We start from the raw sequence: 13789 nt of genomic DNA on the forward strand, positions 1-13789 counted from the left end.
GAATCGTGGAGAACCTGATTGCGCTGCTGGTAGCGGCGCCTCTGCTCGGAGCGGTCGTCCTGCTGTGCGGCGGCCGGCGGCTCGATGCCGTCGGCCACTGGATCGGCACGATCCTCTCGTCCGCCTCCTTCGTGATCGGTGTCGTCCTCTTCACCGACCTGCTGGGGAAGAACGCCGAGCACCGGACGCTCATGCAGCACCTGTGGACCTGGGTCCCCGTCGAGGGCTTCCAGGCGGACGTCACCTTCCGCCTCGACCAGCTGTCGATGACCTTCGTCCTGCTGATCACCGGTGTCGGCTCGCTGATCCACCTGTACTCGGTCGGGTACATGGAGCACGACGAGCGCCGCCGCCGCTTCTTCGGCTATCTGAACCTGTTCCTCGCGGCGATGCTGATCCTCGTCCTCGCCGACAACTACCTTCTGCTGTACGTCGGTTGGGAAGGCGTCGGTCTCGCTTCCTACCTGCTGATCGGCTTCTGGCAGCACAAGCCCAGCGCGGCCACCGCCGCCAAGAAGGCCTTCCTGGTCAACCGGGTCGGCGACATGGGCCTGTCGATCGCCATCATGCTGATGTTCACGACGTTCGGGACCTTCGCCTTCGGCCCGGTCCTCAGCCACGTCGGTGACGCCTCCGAGGGCAAGCTCACGGGCATCGCCCTGATGCTGCTGCTCGCCGCCTGCGGCAAGTCCGCCCAGGTGCCGCTGCAGTCCTGGCTCGGCGACGCGATGGAAGGCCCGACCCCGGTCTCGGCCCTCATCCACGCGGCGACCATGGTGACCGCGGGCGTGTACCTGATCGTCCGCTCCGGAGCGATCTTCAACGCGGCCCCGGACGCGCAGCTCGTCGTCACCGTCGTCGGCGCCGTCACGCTCCTGTTCGGTGCGATCGTCGGTTGCGCGAAGGACGACATCAAGAAGGCACTCGCCGGTTCGACCATGTCGCAGATCGGCTACATGGTGCTCGCCGCGGGCCTCGGCCCCATCGGCTACGTCTTCGCGATCATGCACCTGGTGACGCACGGCTTCTTCAAGGCCGGGCTCTTCCTCGGCGCCGGTTCGGTCATGCACGGCATGAACGACGAGGTCGACATGCGCAAGTACGGGGGCCTCCGGAAGTACATGCCGGTCACCTTCGTCACCTTCGGCCTCGGCTACCTCGCCATCATCGGTTTCCCGGGCCTGTCCGGCTTCTTCTCCAAGGACAAGATCATCGAGGCGGCCTTCGCGAAGGGCGGCGCCGAGGGCTGGATCCTCGGCGGCGCGGCCCTGCTGGGCGCGGCCATCACGGCGTTCTACATGACGCGCGTGATGCTGATGACCTTCTTCGGCGAGAAGCGCTGGCAGCCCGACGAGAACGGCAACGAGCCGCACCCGCACGAGTCCCCGAGGACGATGACGATCCCGATGATCGTGCTGGCCTTCGGATCGGTCTTCGCCGGCGGCATCTTCGGCATCGGCGACCGCTTCCTGCACTGGCTGGAGCCCATCACCGGCCACGAGGAGGGCAACTCCCCGGTCAGCGCCCTGACGGTCACCCTGGCCACCATGGTCGTCCTGGTCATCGGCGTCGGGATCGCCTGGGCGCAGTACGGCCGCAAGCCGGTCCCGGCCGTCGCCCCGCGCGGCTCGCTGCTCACCCGGGCCGCCCGCCGCGACCTCCTCCAGGACGACTTCAACCACGTCGTCCTGGTGCGCGGCGGCGAGCACCTCACCCGCTCCCTGGTCTACGTCGACCACACCCTGGTCGACGGCGTCGTCAACGGCACGGCGGCCTCCATGGGCGGCCTCTCCGGAAGGCTGCGCAAACTGCAGAACGGCTATGCGCGGTCGTACGCGGTCTCGATGTTCGGCGGTGCGGCCATCCTCGTCGCCGCGACCCTGCTGATGAGGGCGGTCTGATACCGATGTCCTTTCCCCTCCTGACAGCGACGGCGGCGCTCCCGGCCCTCGGGGCGGTGGCCACGGCCGCCGTCCCGGCCGCCCGGCGCACCGCCGCGAAATGGCTGGCGCTGCTGGTCTCGCTGGCGACGCTCGCGCTGGCCGTCACGGTCCTGGTGCGCTTCGACCCGGGCGGCGACCGCTACCAACTCACCGAGTCCCACGCCTGGATCGCCGCCTTCGGGGTCCGCTACGAGCTGGGTGTGGATGGCATCGCGGTCGCGCTCCTCGCGCTCACCGCCCTGCTGATCCCGTTCGTGATCCTGGCCGGCTGGCACGACGCCGACCCCCTGGAGACGGGCAACAAGCGCTGGCGGCCCACCCAGGGCTTCTTCGCTCTCATCCTTGCGGTGGAGGCGATGGTGATCATCTCCTTCGAGGCCACCGACGTCTTCCTCTTCTACATCTTCTTCGAAGCCATGCTGATCCCGATGTACTTCCTCATCGGCGGCTTCGGGGACAGCGCGCACGAACACGGCGACGAGGCGGCGGCCACCCAACGGTCGTACGCGGCGGTCAAGTTCCTGCTCTACAACCTGGTCGGCGGGCTCATCATGCTGGCGGCCGTGATCGGCCTCTACGTAGTCGCCGGGAACTTCTCGCTCGCGGAGATCGCGCAGGCGCGGGCCAACGGCACGCTGCACATGGCGACCAGCACCGAACGCTGGCTGTTCCTGGGCTTCTTCTTCGCCTTCGCGGTGAAGGCGCCCCTGTGGCCGCTGCACACCTGGCTGCCCAACGCGATGGGCGAGGCCACGGCGCCGGTCGCCGTACTGATCACGGCGGTTGTCGACAAGGTCGGCACCTTCGCGATGCTCCGCTTCTGCCTCCAGCTGTTCCCGAACGCCAGCAAGTGGGCGACGCCCGTGATCCTGGTCCTCGCCGTGATCAGCATCATCTACGGCGCGCTGCTCGCGGTCGGGCAGCGGGACATCAAGCGGCTGGTGGCGTACGCGTCGATCTCGCACTTCGGGTTCATCGTCCTGGGCATCTTCGCGATGACCAGCCAGGGCCAGTCCGGCGCGACGCTCTACATGGTCAACCACGGCATTTCCACGGCCGCGTTGATGCTGGTCGCCGGGTTCCTGATCTCGCGGCGCGGCTCGCGTCTGATCGCCGACTACGGAGGGGTGCAGAAAGTCGCCCCGGTGCTCGCGGGCACCTTCCTGATCGGCGGTCTGGCCACGCTGTCGCTGCCGGGACTCGCGCCCTTCGTGAGCGAGTTCCTGGTGCTGGTCGGCACGTTCTCGCGCTACCCGGCGATCGGGATCATCGCGACCTTCGGCATCGTCCTCGCCGCGCTGTACACCCTCGTCCTCTACCAGAGGACGATGACCGGCCCGGTGAAGCCCGAGGTCGCCTCGATGCCGGACCTGCGCGCGCGTGAACTCGTCGTCGTGGCCCCGCTGATCGTGCTGCTGGTCTTCCTGGGTGTCTACCCGAAGCCCGTCACGGACATCGTGAACCCGTCGGTCAAGCAGACCTTGTCCGACGTGCACAAGAAGGATCCCAAGCCCTCGGTGGAGGCGGCCAAGTGAGCGCAACAGCCGTCCACAGCCTGTGGACAACGGCGGCAACCGCGGCCGACCCGATCTCGAAGATCGACGCGCCGAAGATCGAGTACGGGCAATTGTCGCCCACCTTGATCATCCTCGGCGCGGCCCTCATCGGGGTCCTGGTCGAGGCGTTCGTCCCGCGCAAGTCCCGTTACTACGCCCAGGTGTTCGTGTCCGCCGTAGCGCTCTGTGCCGCCTTCGCGGCGGTCGTGGCGCTCGCGGCGGACGGGTACGGCACCACCAAGGCGCACATCGCGGCCATGGGCGCGATCGCGGTCGACGGACCGGCCCTGTTCCTCCAGGGCGTGATCCTGCTGTCCGGACTGGTCGGCCTGTTCACCTTCGCGGAACGGCGACTCGACCCCGAGGCGCACGGCAACCGGGTCGACTCGTTCGCCGCGCAGGGTGCGTCCGTGCCCGGCAGCGACAGCGAAAAGGCCGCGGTCAAGGCCGGGTTCACCACCACCGAGGTCTTCCCGCTCCTGCTCTTCGCGGTCGCCGGAATGCTCGTCTTCCCGTCGGCCAACGACCTGTTGACCCTGTTCGTGGCCCTGGAAGTCTTCTCGCTCCCGCTCTACCTCCTGTGCGCCCTGGCCCGCCGCAAGCGACTCCTGTCGCAGGAGGCCGCGGTCAAGTACTTCCTGCTCGGCGCCTTCGCCTCCGCGTTCACCCTGTTCGGCATCGCGCTGCTCTACGGCTACGCGGGCTCGATGTCGTACTCGACGATCTCCCAGGTCGTCGACGGCTCCATCACCAACATCAACCCGGCCCTCGCCGACACCATGGGCAACGACGCGCTGCTGCTCATCGGTGGCGCGATGATCGTCATGGGGCTGCTGTTCAAGGTGGGCGCGGTGCCGTTCCATATGTGGACGCCCGACGTCTACCAGGGCGCGCCGACCCCGGTCACCGGCTTCATGGCCGCCGCGACCAAGGTGGCCGCCTTCGGAGCGCTGCTCCGGCTCCTCTACGTCGTACTGCCGGGCCTGCGCTGGGACTGGCGGCCCGTCATGTGGGGTGTGGCGATCATCACGATGCTGGGCGGCGCGATCGTCGCGATCACCCAGACCGACATCAAGCGGCTCCTGGCGTACTCGTCGATCGCGCACGCGGGCTTCATCCTCGCGGGTGTCATCGCGACCACCCGGGACGGCGTCTCGTCGGTCCTCTTCTACCTGGGTGCCTACTCGTTCGTGACGATCGGCGCGTTCGCGGTCGTCACGCTCGTACGGGACGCGGGCGGCGAGGCGACGCACCTGTCGAAGTGGGCGGGGCTCGGGCGGAGGTCGCCGTTGGTCGCGGCCGTGTTCGCGGTGTTCCTGCTGTCCTTCGCGGGCATTCCGCTGACGGCCGGCTTCGCCGGGAAGTTCGCCGTGTTCAAGGCGGCGGCGGCCGGTGGCGCGGCCCCGCTGGTCGTGGTCGGTGTGCTCTCCTCGGCGATCGCGGCGTTCTTCTACATCCGCGTGATCGTGCTCATGTTCTTCAGCGAGCCGCGGCCCGACGGCCCCACCGTCGCGGTCCCGTCCCCGCTGACCATGGCGACGATCGGGGTGGCCGTGGCGGCCACGCTCGTCCTCGGTGTGGCTCCGCAGTACTTCCTGGACCTGGCGAACCAGGCGGGAGTCTTCGTCCGCTGAGCGCGGGCCGCTGAGCCCATGCGCAAGGCCCCGGTTCGCTTCGAGCGAGCCGGGGCCTTCGCGTGTGCGCGGTCAGACCGTCGGGCAGATGACCTCGGGGTTCCAAGAGGCGAACAGGCCCGCCGAGTTGGGCTTGTAGAGCCAGGCGTGCAGGGTGAAGTAGCCGGGGAGCTGGTTCTTCTGGAAGGTCTGCCCGAACAGCGTGGGCGCGGCCTGGCCCGAGTCCTTCACGACCCACTCCACCGCGACCAGCTTGCGCGGGCCGCCGTTGGAGGTGCCCGTGTACTCGTCCGTGAACCCGTCCGCGTACACGAGGGCCGCCGGCTTCTGCGGATCGACCGAGCCGATGTTCGCCGGGTTGACGTAGTGGTAGCCCATGCCGCCCTCGGCCGGGTCGGCGACGCAGGTGTCGGTGCGCGCGTAGCCGCCGGCCGCCGCGAACCCCTCGTACCCGTACTTGGCGGTGGCCTGAGTGGTCCTGCTCAGCTGGGTCCACACGGACGGGTCGGGGTCGGTCGCGGCGTGTGCCGGGGCGGCGGTCAGCGCGAAGGCCGCGGCCGTCGCCACCGCGAGGGCGGTCCGCACGGCGCTCCGCAGGGGGCGAGAGGACATGGTGGGGCTCCTTGGACTTTCGGGAGGCGTCCGCACGCACGGCGCGCCGTCCGTTCGGGGCGTGGCGGGCCTCCGCGGTCCCGCCCGAGCAGCATGTTCCGGCCGTGGTGGTCGCGCCATGTGACGGGAGCCATTCGACTGACCACGCCCGGTCACTGTCGCCAGCCTGTGGATAACTCCGACGCTGTCAGCGCGGAGCCCTATCGTGGACGCAGTGGTCGAGGGACGACGTACGGGGGACGAGCGATGCACGGGATGGGCGGGACGGTTGTGACGACCGAAGTACGGACGCCGGCGGCACAGGGCGAGAGCGAGGCGCTGGCCACGCTCCACCGCGTCTTCGGCTACGACAGCTTCCGCGGCGAGCAGGAAGAGGTCATCGAGCATGTGGTGGCGGGCGGCGACGCCGTCGTCCTCATGCCGACCGGCGGCGGCAAGTCGCTCTGCTACCAGATCCCGTCCCTGGTCAGACCTGGTACGGGAGTGGTCGTATCCCCGCTGATCGCGCTGATGCAGGACCAGGTGGACGCGCTGCGGGCGCTCGGGGTGCGCGCCGGGTTCATGAACTCGACGCAGGACTTCGACGAGCGGCGCGTGGTCGAGGCGGAGTTCCTGGCGGGCGAGCTGGACCTGATCTATCTCGCCCCGGAGCGGCTGCGGCTCGACAACACGCTGGACCTGCTGTCGCGCGGCAAGATCTCGGTGTTCGCGATCGACGAGGCGCACTGTGTGTCGTCCTGGGGTCACGACTTCCGTCCCGACTACCTCTCCCTCTCGGTGCTCGGCGAGCGGTGGCCGGACGTTCCGCGGATCGCGCTCACGGCCACGGCCACGGACGCGACGCACAAGGAGATCACCCAGCGGCTGAACATGCCGAGTGCCCGACACTTCGTGGCGAGCTTCGACCGGCCCAACATCCAGTACCGGATCGTGCCGAAGGCCGACCCCAAGAAGCAGCTGCTGAGCTTCCTGCGCGAGGAGCACGCGGGCGACGCGGGCATCGTGTACTGCCTGTCGCGCAAGTCCGTCGACACGACCGCCGAGTTCCTGTCGCGCAACGGCATCGAGGCGGTGCCGTACCACGCGGGCCTGGACTCGGGCACGCGCGCGGCACACCAGTCCCGGTTCCTGCGCGAGGACGGCCTGATCGTCGTCGCGACCATCGCCTTCGGCATGGGCATCGACAAGCCGGACGTACGGTTCGTCGCCCACCTCGACCTGCCCAAGTCGGTGGAGGGCTACTACCAGGAGACGGGTCGTGCCGGGCGTGACGGAATGCCCTCCACGGCGTGGATGGCGTACGGCCTGAACGACGTCATACAACAGCGCAAGATGATCCAGTCCAGCGAAGGCGACGAGGCGTTCCGCCGCCGGGCCGCGTCCCACCTGGAGGCGATGCTCGCGCTGTGCGAGACCGCGCAGTGCCGACGCGGCCAACTGCTCGCCTACTTCGGGCAGGACCCGGACGCGGCGGGCTGCGGCAACTGCGACACCTGCCTCACCCCGCCCGAGACCTGGGACGGCACGGTCGCCGCGCAGAAGGTCCTCTCGACGGTGGTGCGGCTGCAGCGGGAGCGGGGCCAGAAGTTCGGCGCCCTGCAGATCGTCGACATCCTCATGGGGCGCCGGTCGGCCAAGGTGATCCAGTTCGACCACGACCAGCTGTCCGTGTTCGGCATCGGCCAGGACCTGGCCGAGGGCGAATGGCGGGGTGTTGTACGGCAGTTGCTGGCGCAGGGGCTGCTCGCGGTCGAGGGGGAGTACGGCACGCTGGTGCTCACCGAGGCGAGCGGCACGGTGTTGCGGCGCGAGCGGGAAGTGCCGTTGCGCAAGGAGCCGAAGAAGCCGGCGGGTTCCTCGCGGTCGGGGTCGTCCTCGGGGCGCGGCGAGCGCAAGGCCAAGGCCGCGGCGGTGGAGTTGCCGGAGTCGTTGCAGCCCGCCTTCGAGGCCCTGCGCGCCTGGCGCGCGGAGCAGGCTCGCGAGCAGGGGGTTCCGGCGTACGTCATCTTCCACGACGCCACGCTGCGGGAGATCGCGACGGTGTGGCCGACGTCGGTGGGGCAGCTCGGGGAGATCAGCGGGGTCGGCGAGAAGAAGCTGGCGACGTACGGGGAGGGTGTGATCGGGGTGCTGGCGGGGTTGGGCGAGGCACCGGCTGTGGCTCCGGTACCGGCTCCGGCTCCGGCCGCGGTGCAAGCGCCGGCACAGGCACCGGTGCGGGCACAGGCGTCGGCACCCGCAACAGGGCGGGCAGCGAAGGATGTTGACCCCGGGGCGGACTACTGGCCGGAGATGGATGCGGAGCCGGAGCCGGAGGACTGGATGTAGGGGGCGGGACTCGGCGTTGGGACCGGGACCGGGGTGTGGGTGGTCCCCGGTACGGTCCTCGGCCCAGGGCGGTCGGGCTGGGGGCGTCGGCGCAGGGCCGTGAGACCAGGACCCTTGGGCCAGGTCTCAGCGCCGGGGGCGTAGCTCAGCGCGTTCGGGTAGGCCCGGTGGGGCTGTCCCGCTGGGTGAGTGCGTCGGGTGGGAGCGGCAGCCTGCTGCAGGCAGGCCGGGGCTGTCTGCCGTTGCCGTCGGCCACCGAGGTCGGGCCGTTGCCGTCAGGTTGGCGGTGTCGGCTGTTGCCGCCGGCCGCTGTCGTCGGGTCGCCGTTGTCTGCCCGGTCCCGTCGGCCGACTGCGGTCCGCCACGCGGTCGTTGACCCGGGGCCACCTATCCAGTGCCGCCGGCCTGGGTGCGCCTGCGCCGCGCCGTGAGCCCAGGTTCTCGGGCCCGGGGTGTGAGCTCAGGGCCCTCAGCCCAAAGCCGTGAGCCCCGGTGCGAACACGATCAGCAGCGGCAGCAAAGGGACCAGGGTCGCGACCGTCGTCGTCAGGGCTCGGTGGCGGCGGCCCAGCCTCGGGCGGGGGTCCAGGAGGCGGTTGACGCGTTCGCCGAGGAGGCGGTGGCTGGAGGCGCAGGAGAGGACGCCTCGGTGGTTGTTGAGCTCGATGAGGGCCAACGCCGTGGTCAGGTGGCCGCATTGGCGGGAGGCCGTGTCGTCGGCGGCCAGTTCGACCAGGCGGTGGGTCTGGTCGCAGAAGTGGGAGAACAGGGGGACGTGCGGGAAGCCGGAGGCCAGCGCGGTCGACAGGTGCAGGAGCCAGTCGTGGTGGGCGCGGGCGTGGCCGCGTTCGTGGGTGAGGACCGCGTCGAGTTGGTGGCCGGTGAGGCGGTGCAACGCGCCTGTGGTGACGACGAGTTGGGGCGGATGGCCGGGCATCCACCAGGCGTCCGGGTACTCGTCCTCCAGGACGAGGAGGGGGCCGCGCGCCGGGGGCAGGCCCGCAGGTAGGTCGGGGGCGCGTTCGCGGAGGTGGGCGCGGGCCTGGCCCCGGCGGCGGCGGGCCTCGGCGAGTTCGCGGGCCAGCATCGCGGTGGTCCAGGCGGCACCGCAGGCGAGTGACAGCGTGAGGGCGACCGCCCAGGCGGGGGCGGCGGAGAGGTCGTAGGCCGCGGTGACGGCCGGGGGAGCGGGGGCGAAGACATGATCACGGACGGTGTGGAAGACGGCGGCCGCGCCCAGGACCAGGGCGGCCAGGCAGCACAGCAGGACCGTGGCGACCAGGCACTGCCACACCCAGAGGCCGATCACGGGCTCCCGTTCGGGCCACACCGCCCGGGTCAGCGCGCGCGGAGCCGGCACGGCGGCCGAGAGGGCGACGACGCTCAGCAGGAGCAGGCAGACAGTCATGCCACGGGCTCCGGATCCTGGTCAGCGGAAGTAACAGGGGGAACAGAGGGCGCGGGTGCGGCTGTACCCGAGGGCGGGTCCACGGCATGTGTGCCGCCCGCCGTCAGTATGACTGCACGGGCGGCCGGAGTCAGGAGTAAAGAGACCACCGGACTCATCTCACCCACCGGCCCCGCCGCCCCTCGCGTCTCAGTCCCGCGCCACGATCCGCCCGCCGGCCCTGCCGGTCCCGCCGACCCCGCCGGGCTGACCCGCAGCTGCTCGCCCCATTTCGTCGGCCCCGTCGACCCTGTCGTCTCAGTCCCGCGGCACGATCCTGCCCGTGACCTCGCCCAGACCCACCCGCGTGCCGTCCGCGCCCGGCGCCCACGCCGAGAGCGTGACCACATCGCCGTCCTCCAGGAACGTCCGCTTGCCGTCCGGGAGTTCGAGGGCGTCGCGGCCGTTCCAGGTCAGCTCCAGCAGGGAACCCCGCTCGCGTTCCGTCGGGCCGCTGACCGTGCCGGAGCCGTAGAGGTCGCCGGTGCGCAGGGAGGCGCCGTTGGCCGTCATCTGGGCGAGTTGCTGGGCGGCGGTCCAGTACATGGTGGAGAACGGCGGCTCGGAGACCGGGTGGCCGTTGATCGCGACGGTGATGCGGAGGTCGTAGCCGCCGGGTTCCTCGGCCGAGTCGTCCAGGTAGCGGAGGAGGTCGTGCGTGCGCTCCGGCGGGGTTGCCCGCGACTCCTCCAGCGCGTCCAGCGGGGTGATCCACGCCGACACCGACGTGGCGAAGGACTTGCCGAGGAACGGGCCGAGGGGGACGTACTCCCAGGCCTGGATGTCGCGGGCCGACCAGTCGTTGAGGAGGCACAGGCCGAAGACGTGTTCGCGGAAGTCGGCGAGCGGCACCGGGCTGCCCATCGCCGACGGCGCGCCGACCACGAAGCCGACCTCCGCCTCGATGTCCAGGCGGACCGACGGGCCGAAGACCGGCGCGGGGTCGGCCGGGGCCTTGCGCTGGCCGGAGGGTCGTACGACATCCGTGCCCGAGACCACGACCGTGCCGGCGCGGCCGTGGTAACCGATCGGCAGGTGCTTCCAGTTGGGGGTCAGGGAGTCGGGGGCGTCCGGGCGGAAGATGCGGCCGACGTTCCGGGCGTGGTTCTCCGAGGCGTAGAAGTCGACGTAGTCCGCGACCTCGAAGGGGAGGTGCAGGGTCACCGCGGAGAGCGGGTGGAAGTACGGGGCGATCGTGTCCTGGTGGGACGGGACCGTCACCCACGCGGTCAGCGCGCGGCGGACGTCCGACCAGGCCGTGTGGCCCGCGGCGAGCAGCGGGTTGAGGGTGGGGTGCGCGAGGAGGGAGACGTACGGCGAGCCGAGCGCCTCCGCCGCCGCGCCCGCGTCGAGGACGTGGTCGCCGAGGCGGACGCCGACGGTCCGTTCGTCCGAGCCGAGGGGCGAGAAGACGCCGTAGGGAAGATTGTGCGGGCCGAAGGGGTCGCCCTCGGGAAGATCGAAGGGGGGCATGGGTGCTGCCTCACTCTCGTACGTACTCGCATGTGGCCGCGCCACACGTTACGGGTGAGTTGCGCGAACCGGCAGTGTCTAAAGAGTTCGCAATGTCCGAAAAGGCCTTGTCGGAAGCGGCAATTCCGGCTTAGCGTCCTTTGGGGGACACGGACGGGGTGGGTCCGGTCCGTAGGGGGGACACGTGGGGGGACCCGTGGCCAAGCGCTTCAGCGTGCCTTTCGAGGCCGACCGCGAAGTGCCGGGCCTGATCGTGAAGTTCGGCGACTATCCGCTGCATCACGGTGGGGTGGGCGCGATCCGGAGTCTGGGGCGCCTCGGCGTGCCGATGTATGCGATCACGGAGGACCGTTACACACCCGCGGCCGCGTCCCGTTATCTGGAGCGCGCGTTCGTGTGGCCGACGACCGGCACGGAGGAACCCGGGCGACTGGTGGAGGGCCTGCTGCGCGTCGGGCGCCGCATCGGCCGGCCCGCCGTCCTCATCCCCACCGACGAGGAGGCCGCCGTCCTGATCGCCGAGCACCAGGACGCGCTCGGCTCCCGCTTCCTCTTCCCGCGGGTGGAACCGAAGTTGCCGCGTCGCCTCGCGAGCAAGCAGGGCCTGCACGAACTCTGCGTGGAGCACGGCATCCCCAGCCCCGCGGCGGCCTTCCCGCAGTCGTACGACGACATCGTCGAGTTCGCCGAGAAGGCCCGCTTCCCGCTGGTGGCCAAGAACAGGGAGGCGTTCGTACGGCGTTCCCGGCCGGCGGTGAACGGGACGACGAGGATCGCGACCCGCGAGGGGCTGCTCACGCTCGCGCGGGACTGGGGCGAGCACCCCGGGGTGATCCTCCAGGAGTACCTGCCGAGGGAGGAGGCCGAGGACTGGATCGTGCACGCGTACTTCGACCAGGACTCGACCCCGCTGGCCCTGTTCACCGGGGTGAAGGTGCGCTCCTGGCCGCCGCACGCGGGGATGACGGCGAACGCGTACGTGGTCGACAATCCGGAACTCACGGACATCGCCGCACGTTTCATCAAACAGATCGGCTTCACCGGCGTCATCGACCTCGACCTGCGCTTCGACCGGCGCGACGGCCAGTACAAACTGCTCGACTTCAACCCCCGCATGGGCGCCCAGTTCCGGCTCTTCGAGAACGAGTCGGGGGTGGACGTAGTCCGCGCCATGCACCTCGACCTGACCGGCCGCTCCGTCCCGGAGGGGGAGCAGCGCGCCGGCCACCGGTACATCGTGGAGAACATCGACCTGCCCGCCCTCCTCGCCTACCGCCGCAGCGGCTATACGACGCCGCACGCGCCGGCGCGGGCGAGCGGGACGGAGCTGGCCTGGCTCGCGGGTGACGACCTGCGGCCGTTCTTCACGATGCTGGCCCGCTTCGTGCGGCCGGGCGCGAAGCACCTGTATCAGCTGTGGCGCACCAACCGGCGCGGCAGCGGCACCAGTAGCGGCAAGCAGTGACTCCAGCAGCGAGCAAGTAACGAGCAAGTAGCGCAAGGGGCACGCGAGTTCGAGCAGCGGCCCCGGCACGAAGTGACGAATTGACGTCCTGGGGAGGGACTTCGTGATTCAACCGGTAGCAGTCATCGGCGCCGGGCCGTTCGGCCTGTCCACCGCCGCGCATCTGCGGGCACGCGGCATTCCGGTCCGTGTCTTCGGCGAGCCCATGGTCAGCTGGCGTGACCACATGCCCGCCGGGATGCTCCTGAAGTCGACCCCCGCCGCCTCCAGCCTCGACGCCCCGCAGCCCGGCCACAACCTCGTCGACTACTGCGACGCGGCCGGTATCCCCCGCCTGGTCACCGACGAGGACATCATCCCCGTGGAGACCTTCATCGCCTACGGCGAGTGGTTCCAGCAGAAGCTGGTGCCCGAGCTGGAGCGGGTGCGGGTCGTCTCCGTCGACCGGAAGACGGGCGGCGGCTTCGAACTCAAGCTGGACTCGGGGGAGTTGTTCACGGCGAGGGCGGTCGTGGTCGCGACCGGGCTGTACGGCCTGGCCCACCTCCCGCCGGAGCTGGCCGCGGCGGCGGTCGACGGGCCCGCGCCCACCGGTCCCGTCTCGCACAGTTCCCAGCACCACGACCTGAGCGGGTTCAAGGGCAAGGAGCTGATCGTCGTCGGCGCCGGTCAATCCGCCCTGGAGACGGCGGTGTTGGCGGCGGAGGCGGGTGCGAACGTGCGGATCGTCTCGCGCGGGCACGGCCGGGTCGCCTTCGGCGCACCTCCGTGGAAGCAGCCGAAGCTGCGCCCCGAGTCGCCGTTCGGGCGCGCGTGGTCGCTGTGGGCGCTGAGCTACTACCCCCAGCCGTACCGCCACCTCCCCGAGCAGACCCGGCACTACCTGGTCCGCCGGGTGCTCGGGCCGCTCGGGGCGTGGTGGCTGCGCGAGCGGTTCGAGGGGAAGGTGCAGGTCAGCGAGGTCGAGCGGATCGTGCAGGCCGAGGCGGGCGGGGGCGCGGGCGCGGCGGACGGCGGCCCGGTGCTCACCGTCGCGACGCCGGGCGGAGCCACGCAGCACCTCACCGCCGACCACGTCATCGCCGCGACGGGGTACCGGGTCGACATCGCGGCGATGGACTTCCTCGGGCACGAGCTGCGCACCCAGCTGGCGGTGAGCCGGGGTACGCCGAAACTCGGCGCCGGGTATGTGTCGTCCGTGCCGGGCGTCTACTTCACGGGGCTGCCGTCGGCGTCGTCGTACGGGCCGGTGATGCGGTTCGTGTGCGGGACCGAGTTCGCTTCGCCGAGGCTGGCGAAGCATCTGGCGGCCGCGCACGGGTAGTTGGCGG

9 protein-coding genes are annotated in these 13789 nt (G+C 70.5%); 6 read left to right on the forward strand and 3 right to left on the reverse strand.

Annotated elements, in window-relative coordinates; all coding sequences use genetic code 11:
* Positions 1-5 precede the first annotated feature (5 nt).
* The 3 genes from nuoL to nuoN are packed head-to-tail and all read left to right on the forward strand — an operon-like array spanning position 6 to position 5133.
* A complete protein-coding gene (nuoL, locus tag OO69_RS22415) occupies positions 6-1901 on the forward strand; it encodes an NADH-quinone oxidoreductase subunit L (protein WP_033282511.1) in 1896 nt (631 codons plus the stop codon).
* 5 nt (positions 1902-1906) lie between these two features.
* The gene (locus tag OO69_RS22420) at positions 1907-3478 is read left to right on the forward strand and encodes an NADH-quinone oxidoreductase subunit M (RefSeq protein ID WP_033282512.1); all 1572 of its coding nucleotides are present in this window, start codon (positions 1907-1909) and stop codon (positions 3476-3478) included.
* Positions 3475-5133: an NADH-quinone oxidoreductase subunit NuoN gene (nuoN, locus tag OO69_RS22425; protein ID WP_033282513.1), complete on the forward strand. Its 1659-nt coding sequence runs from the start codon at positions 3475-3477 to the stop codon at positions 5131-5133. The genes OO69_RS22420 and nuoN overlap by 4 nt, the downstream gene beginning before the upstream one ends.
* A gap of 72 nt (positions 5134-5205) precedes the next feature.
* Here the strand turns inward: nuoN and OO69_RS22430 are convergent, their stop codons facing one another.
* Positions 5206-5745 carry a hypothetical protein gene (locus tag OO69_RS22430; RefSeq protein ID WP_033282514.1) on the reverse strand — a complete coding sequence of 180 codons (540 nt, stop codon included), beginning with the start codon at positions 5743-5745 and terminating at the stop codon, positions 5206-5208.
* Positions 5746-6000: 255 nt separating this feature from the next.
* Between OO69_RS22430 and recQ the strand changes: the two genes are divergently transcribed.
* Positions 6001-8073: a DNA helicase RecQ gene (gene recQ / locus OO69_RS22435; protein WP_033282515.1), complete on the forward strand. Its 2073-nt coding sequence runs from the start codon at positions 6001-6003 to the stop codon at positions 8071-8073.
* A 469-nt stretch (positions 8074-8542) separates the two neighbouring features.
* Here the strand turns inward: recQ and OO69_RS22440 are convergent, their stop codons facing one another.
* Positions 8543-9481 (reverse strand): M56 family metallopeptidase, encoded by a 939-nt coding sequence (locus OO69_RS22440; RefSeq protein ID WP_033282516.1) that lies wholly within the window; start codon positions 9479-9481, stop codon positions 8543-8545.
* Positions 9482-9778: 297 nt separating this feature from the next.
* The gene (gene fahA, locus OO69_RS22445; protein ID WP_033282517.1) at positions 9779-10993 is read right to left on the reverse strand and encodes a fumarylacetoacetase; all 1215 of its coding nucleotides are present in this window, start codon (positions 10991-10993) and stop codon (positions 9779-9781) included.
* A gap of 214 nt (positions 10994-11207) precedes the next feature.
* On the opposite strand from fahA, the gene OO69_RS22450 reads away from it, so the two are divergent.
* Both OO69_RS22450 and OO69_RS22455 read left to right on the forward strand, forming a co-directional pair.
* Positions 11208-12458, forward strand: a complete 1251-nt coding sequence (locus OO69_RS22450; RefSeq protein ID WP_033282590.1) for a D-aspartate ligase — start codon at positions 11208-11210, stop codon at positions 12456-12458.
* Positions 12459-12561: 103 nt separating this feature from the next.
* A complete protein-coding gene (locus OO69_RS22455; protein ID WP_033282518.1) occupies positions 12562-13782 on the forward strand; it encodes an NAD(P)-binding domain-containing protein in 1221 nt (406 codons plus the stop codon).
* Positions 13783-13789: the final 7 nt, after the last annotated feature.

It is taken from the genome of Streptomyces sp. NRRL F-525, assembly GCF_000716605.1.
Lineage (GTDB): Bacteria > Actinomycetota > Actinomycetes > Streptomycetales > Streptomycetaceae > Streptomyces.

Bases quoted from the DNA above. Each gene is read 5' to 3' on its own strand.
- OO69_RS22430 (WP_033282514.1), bottom strand. From the start codon at position 5,745: ATGTCCTCTCGCCCCCTGCGGAGCGCCGTGCGGACCGCCCTCGCGGTG.
- OO69_RS22440 (WP_033282516.1), bottom strand. From the start codon at position 9,481: ATGACTGTCTGCCTGCTCCTGCTGAGCGTCGTCGCCCTCTCGGCCGCC.
- recQ (WP_033282515.1), top strand. From the start codon at position 6,001: ATGGGCGGGACGGTTGTGACGACCGAAGTACGGACGCCGGCGGCACAG.
- OO69_RS22420 (WP_033282512.1), top strand. From the start codon at position 1,907: ATGTCCTTTCCCCTCCTGACAGCGACGGCGGCGCTCCCGGCCCTCGGG.
- fahA (WP_033282517.1), bottom strand. From the start codon at position 10,993: ATGCCCCCCTTCGATCTTCCCGAGGGCGACCCCTTCGGCCCGCACAAT.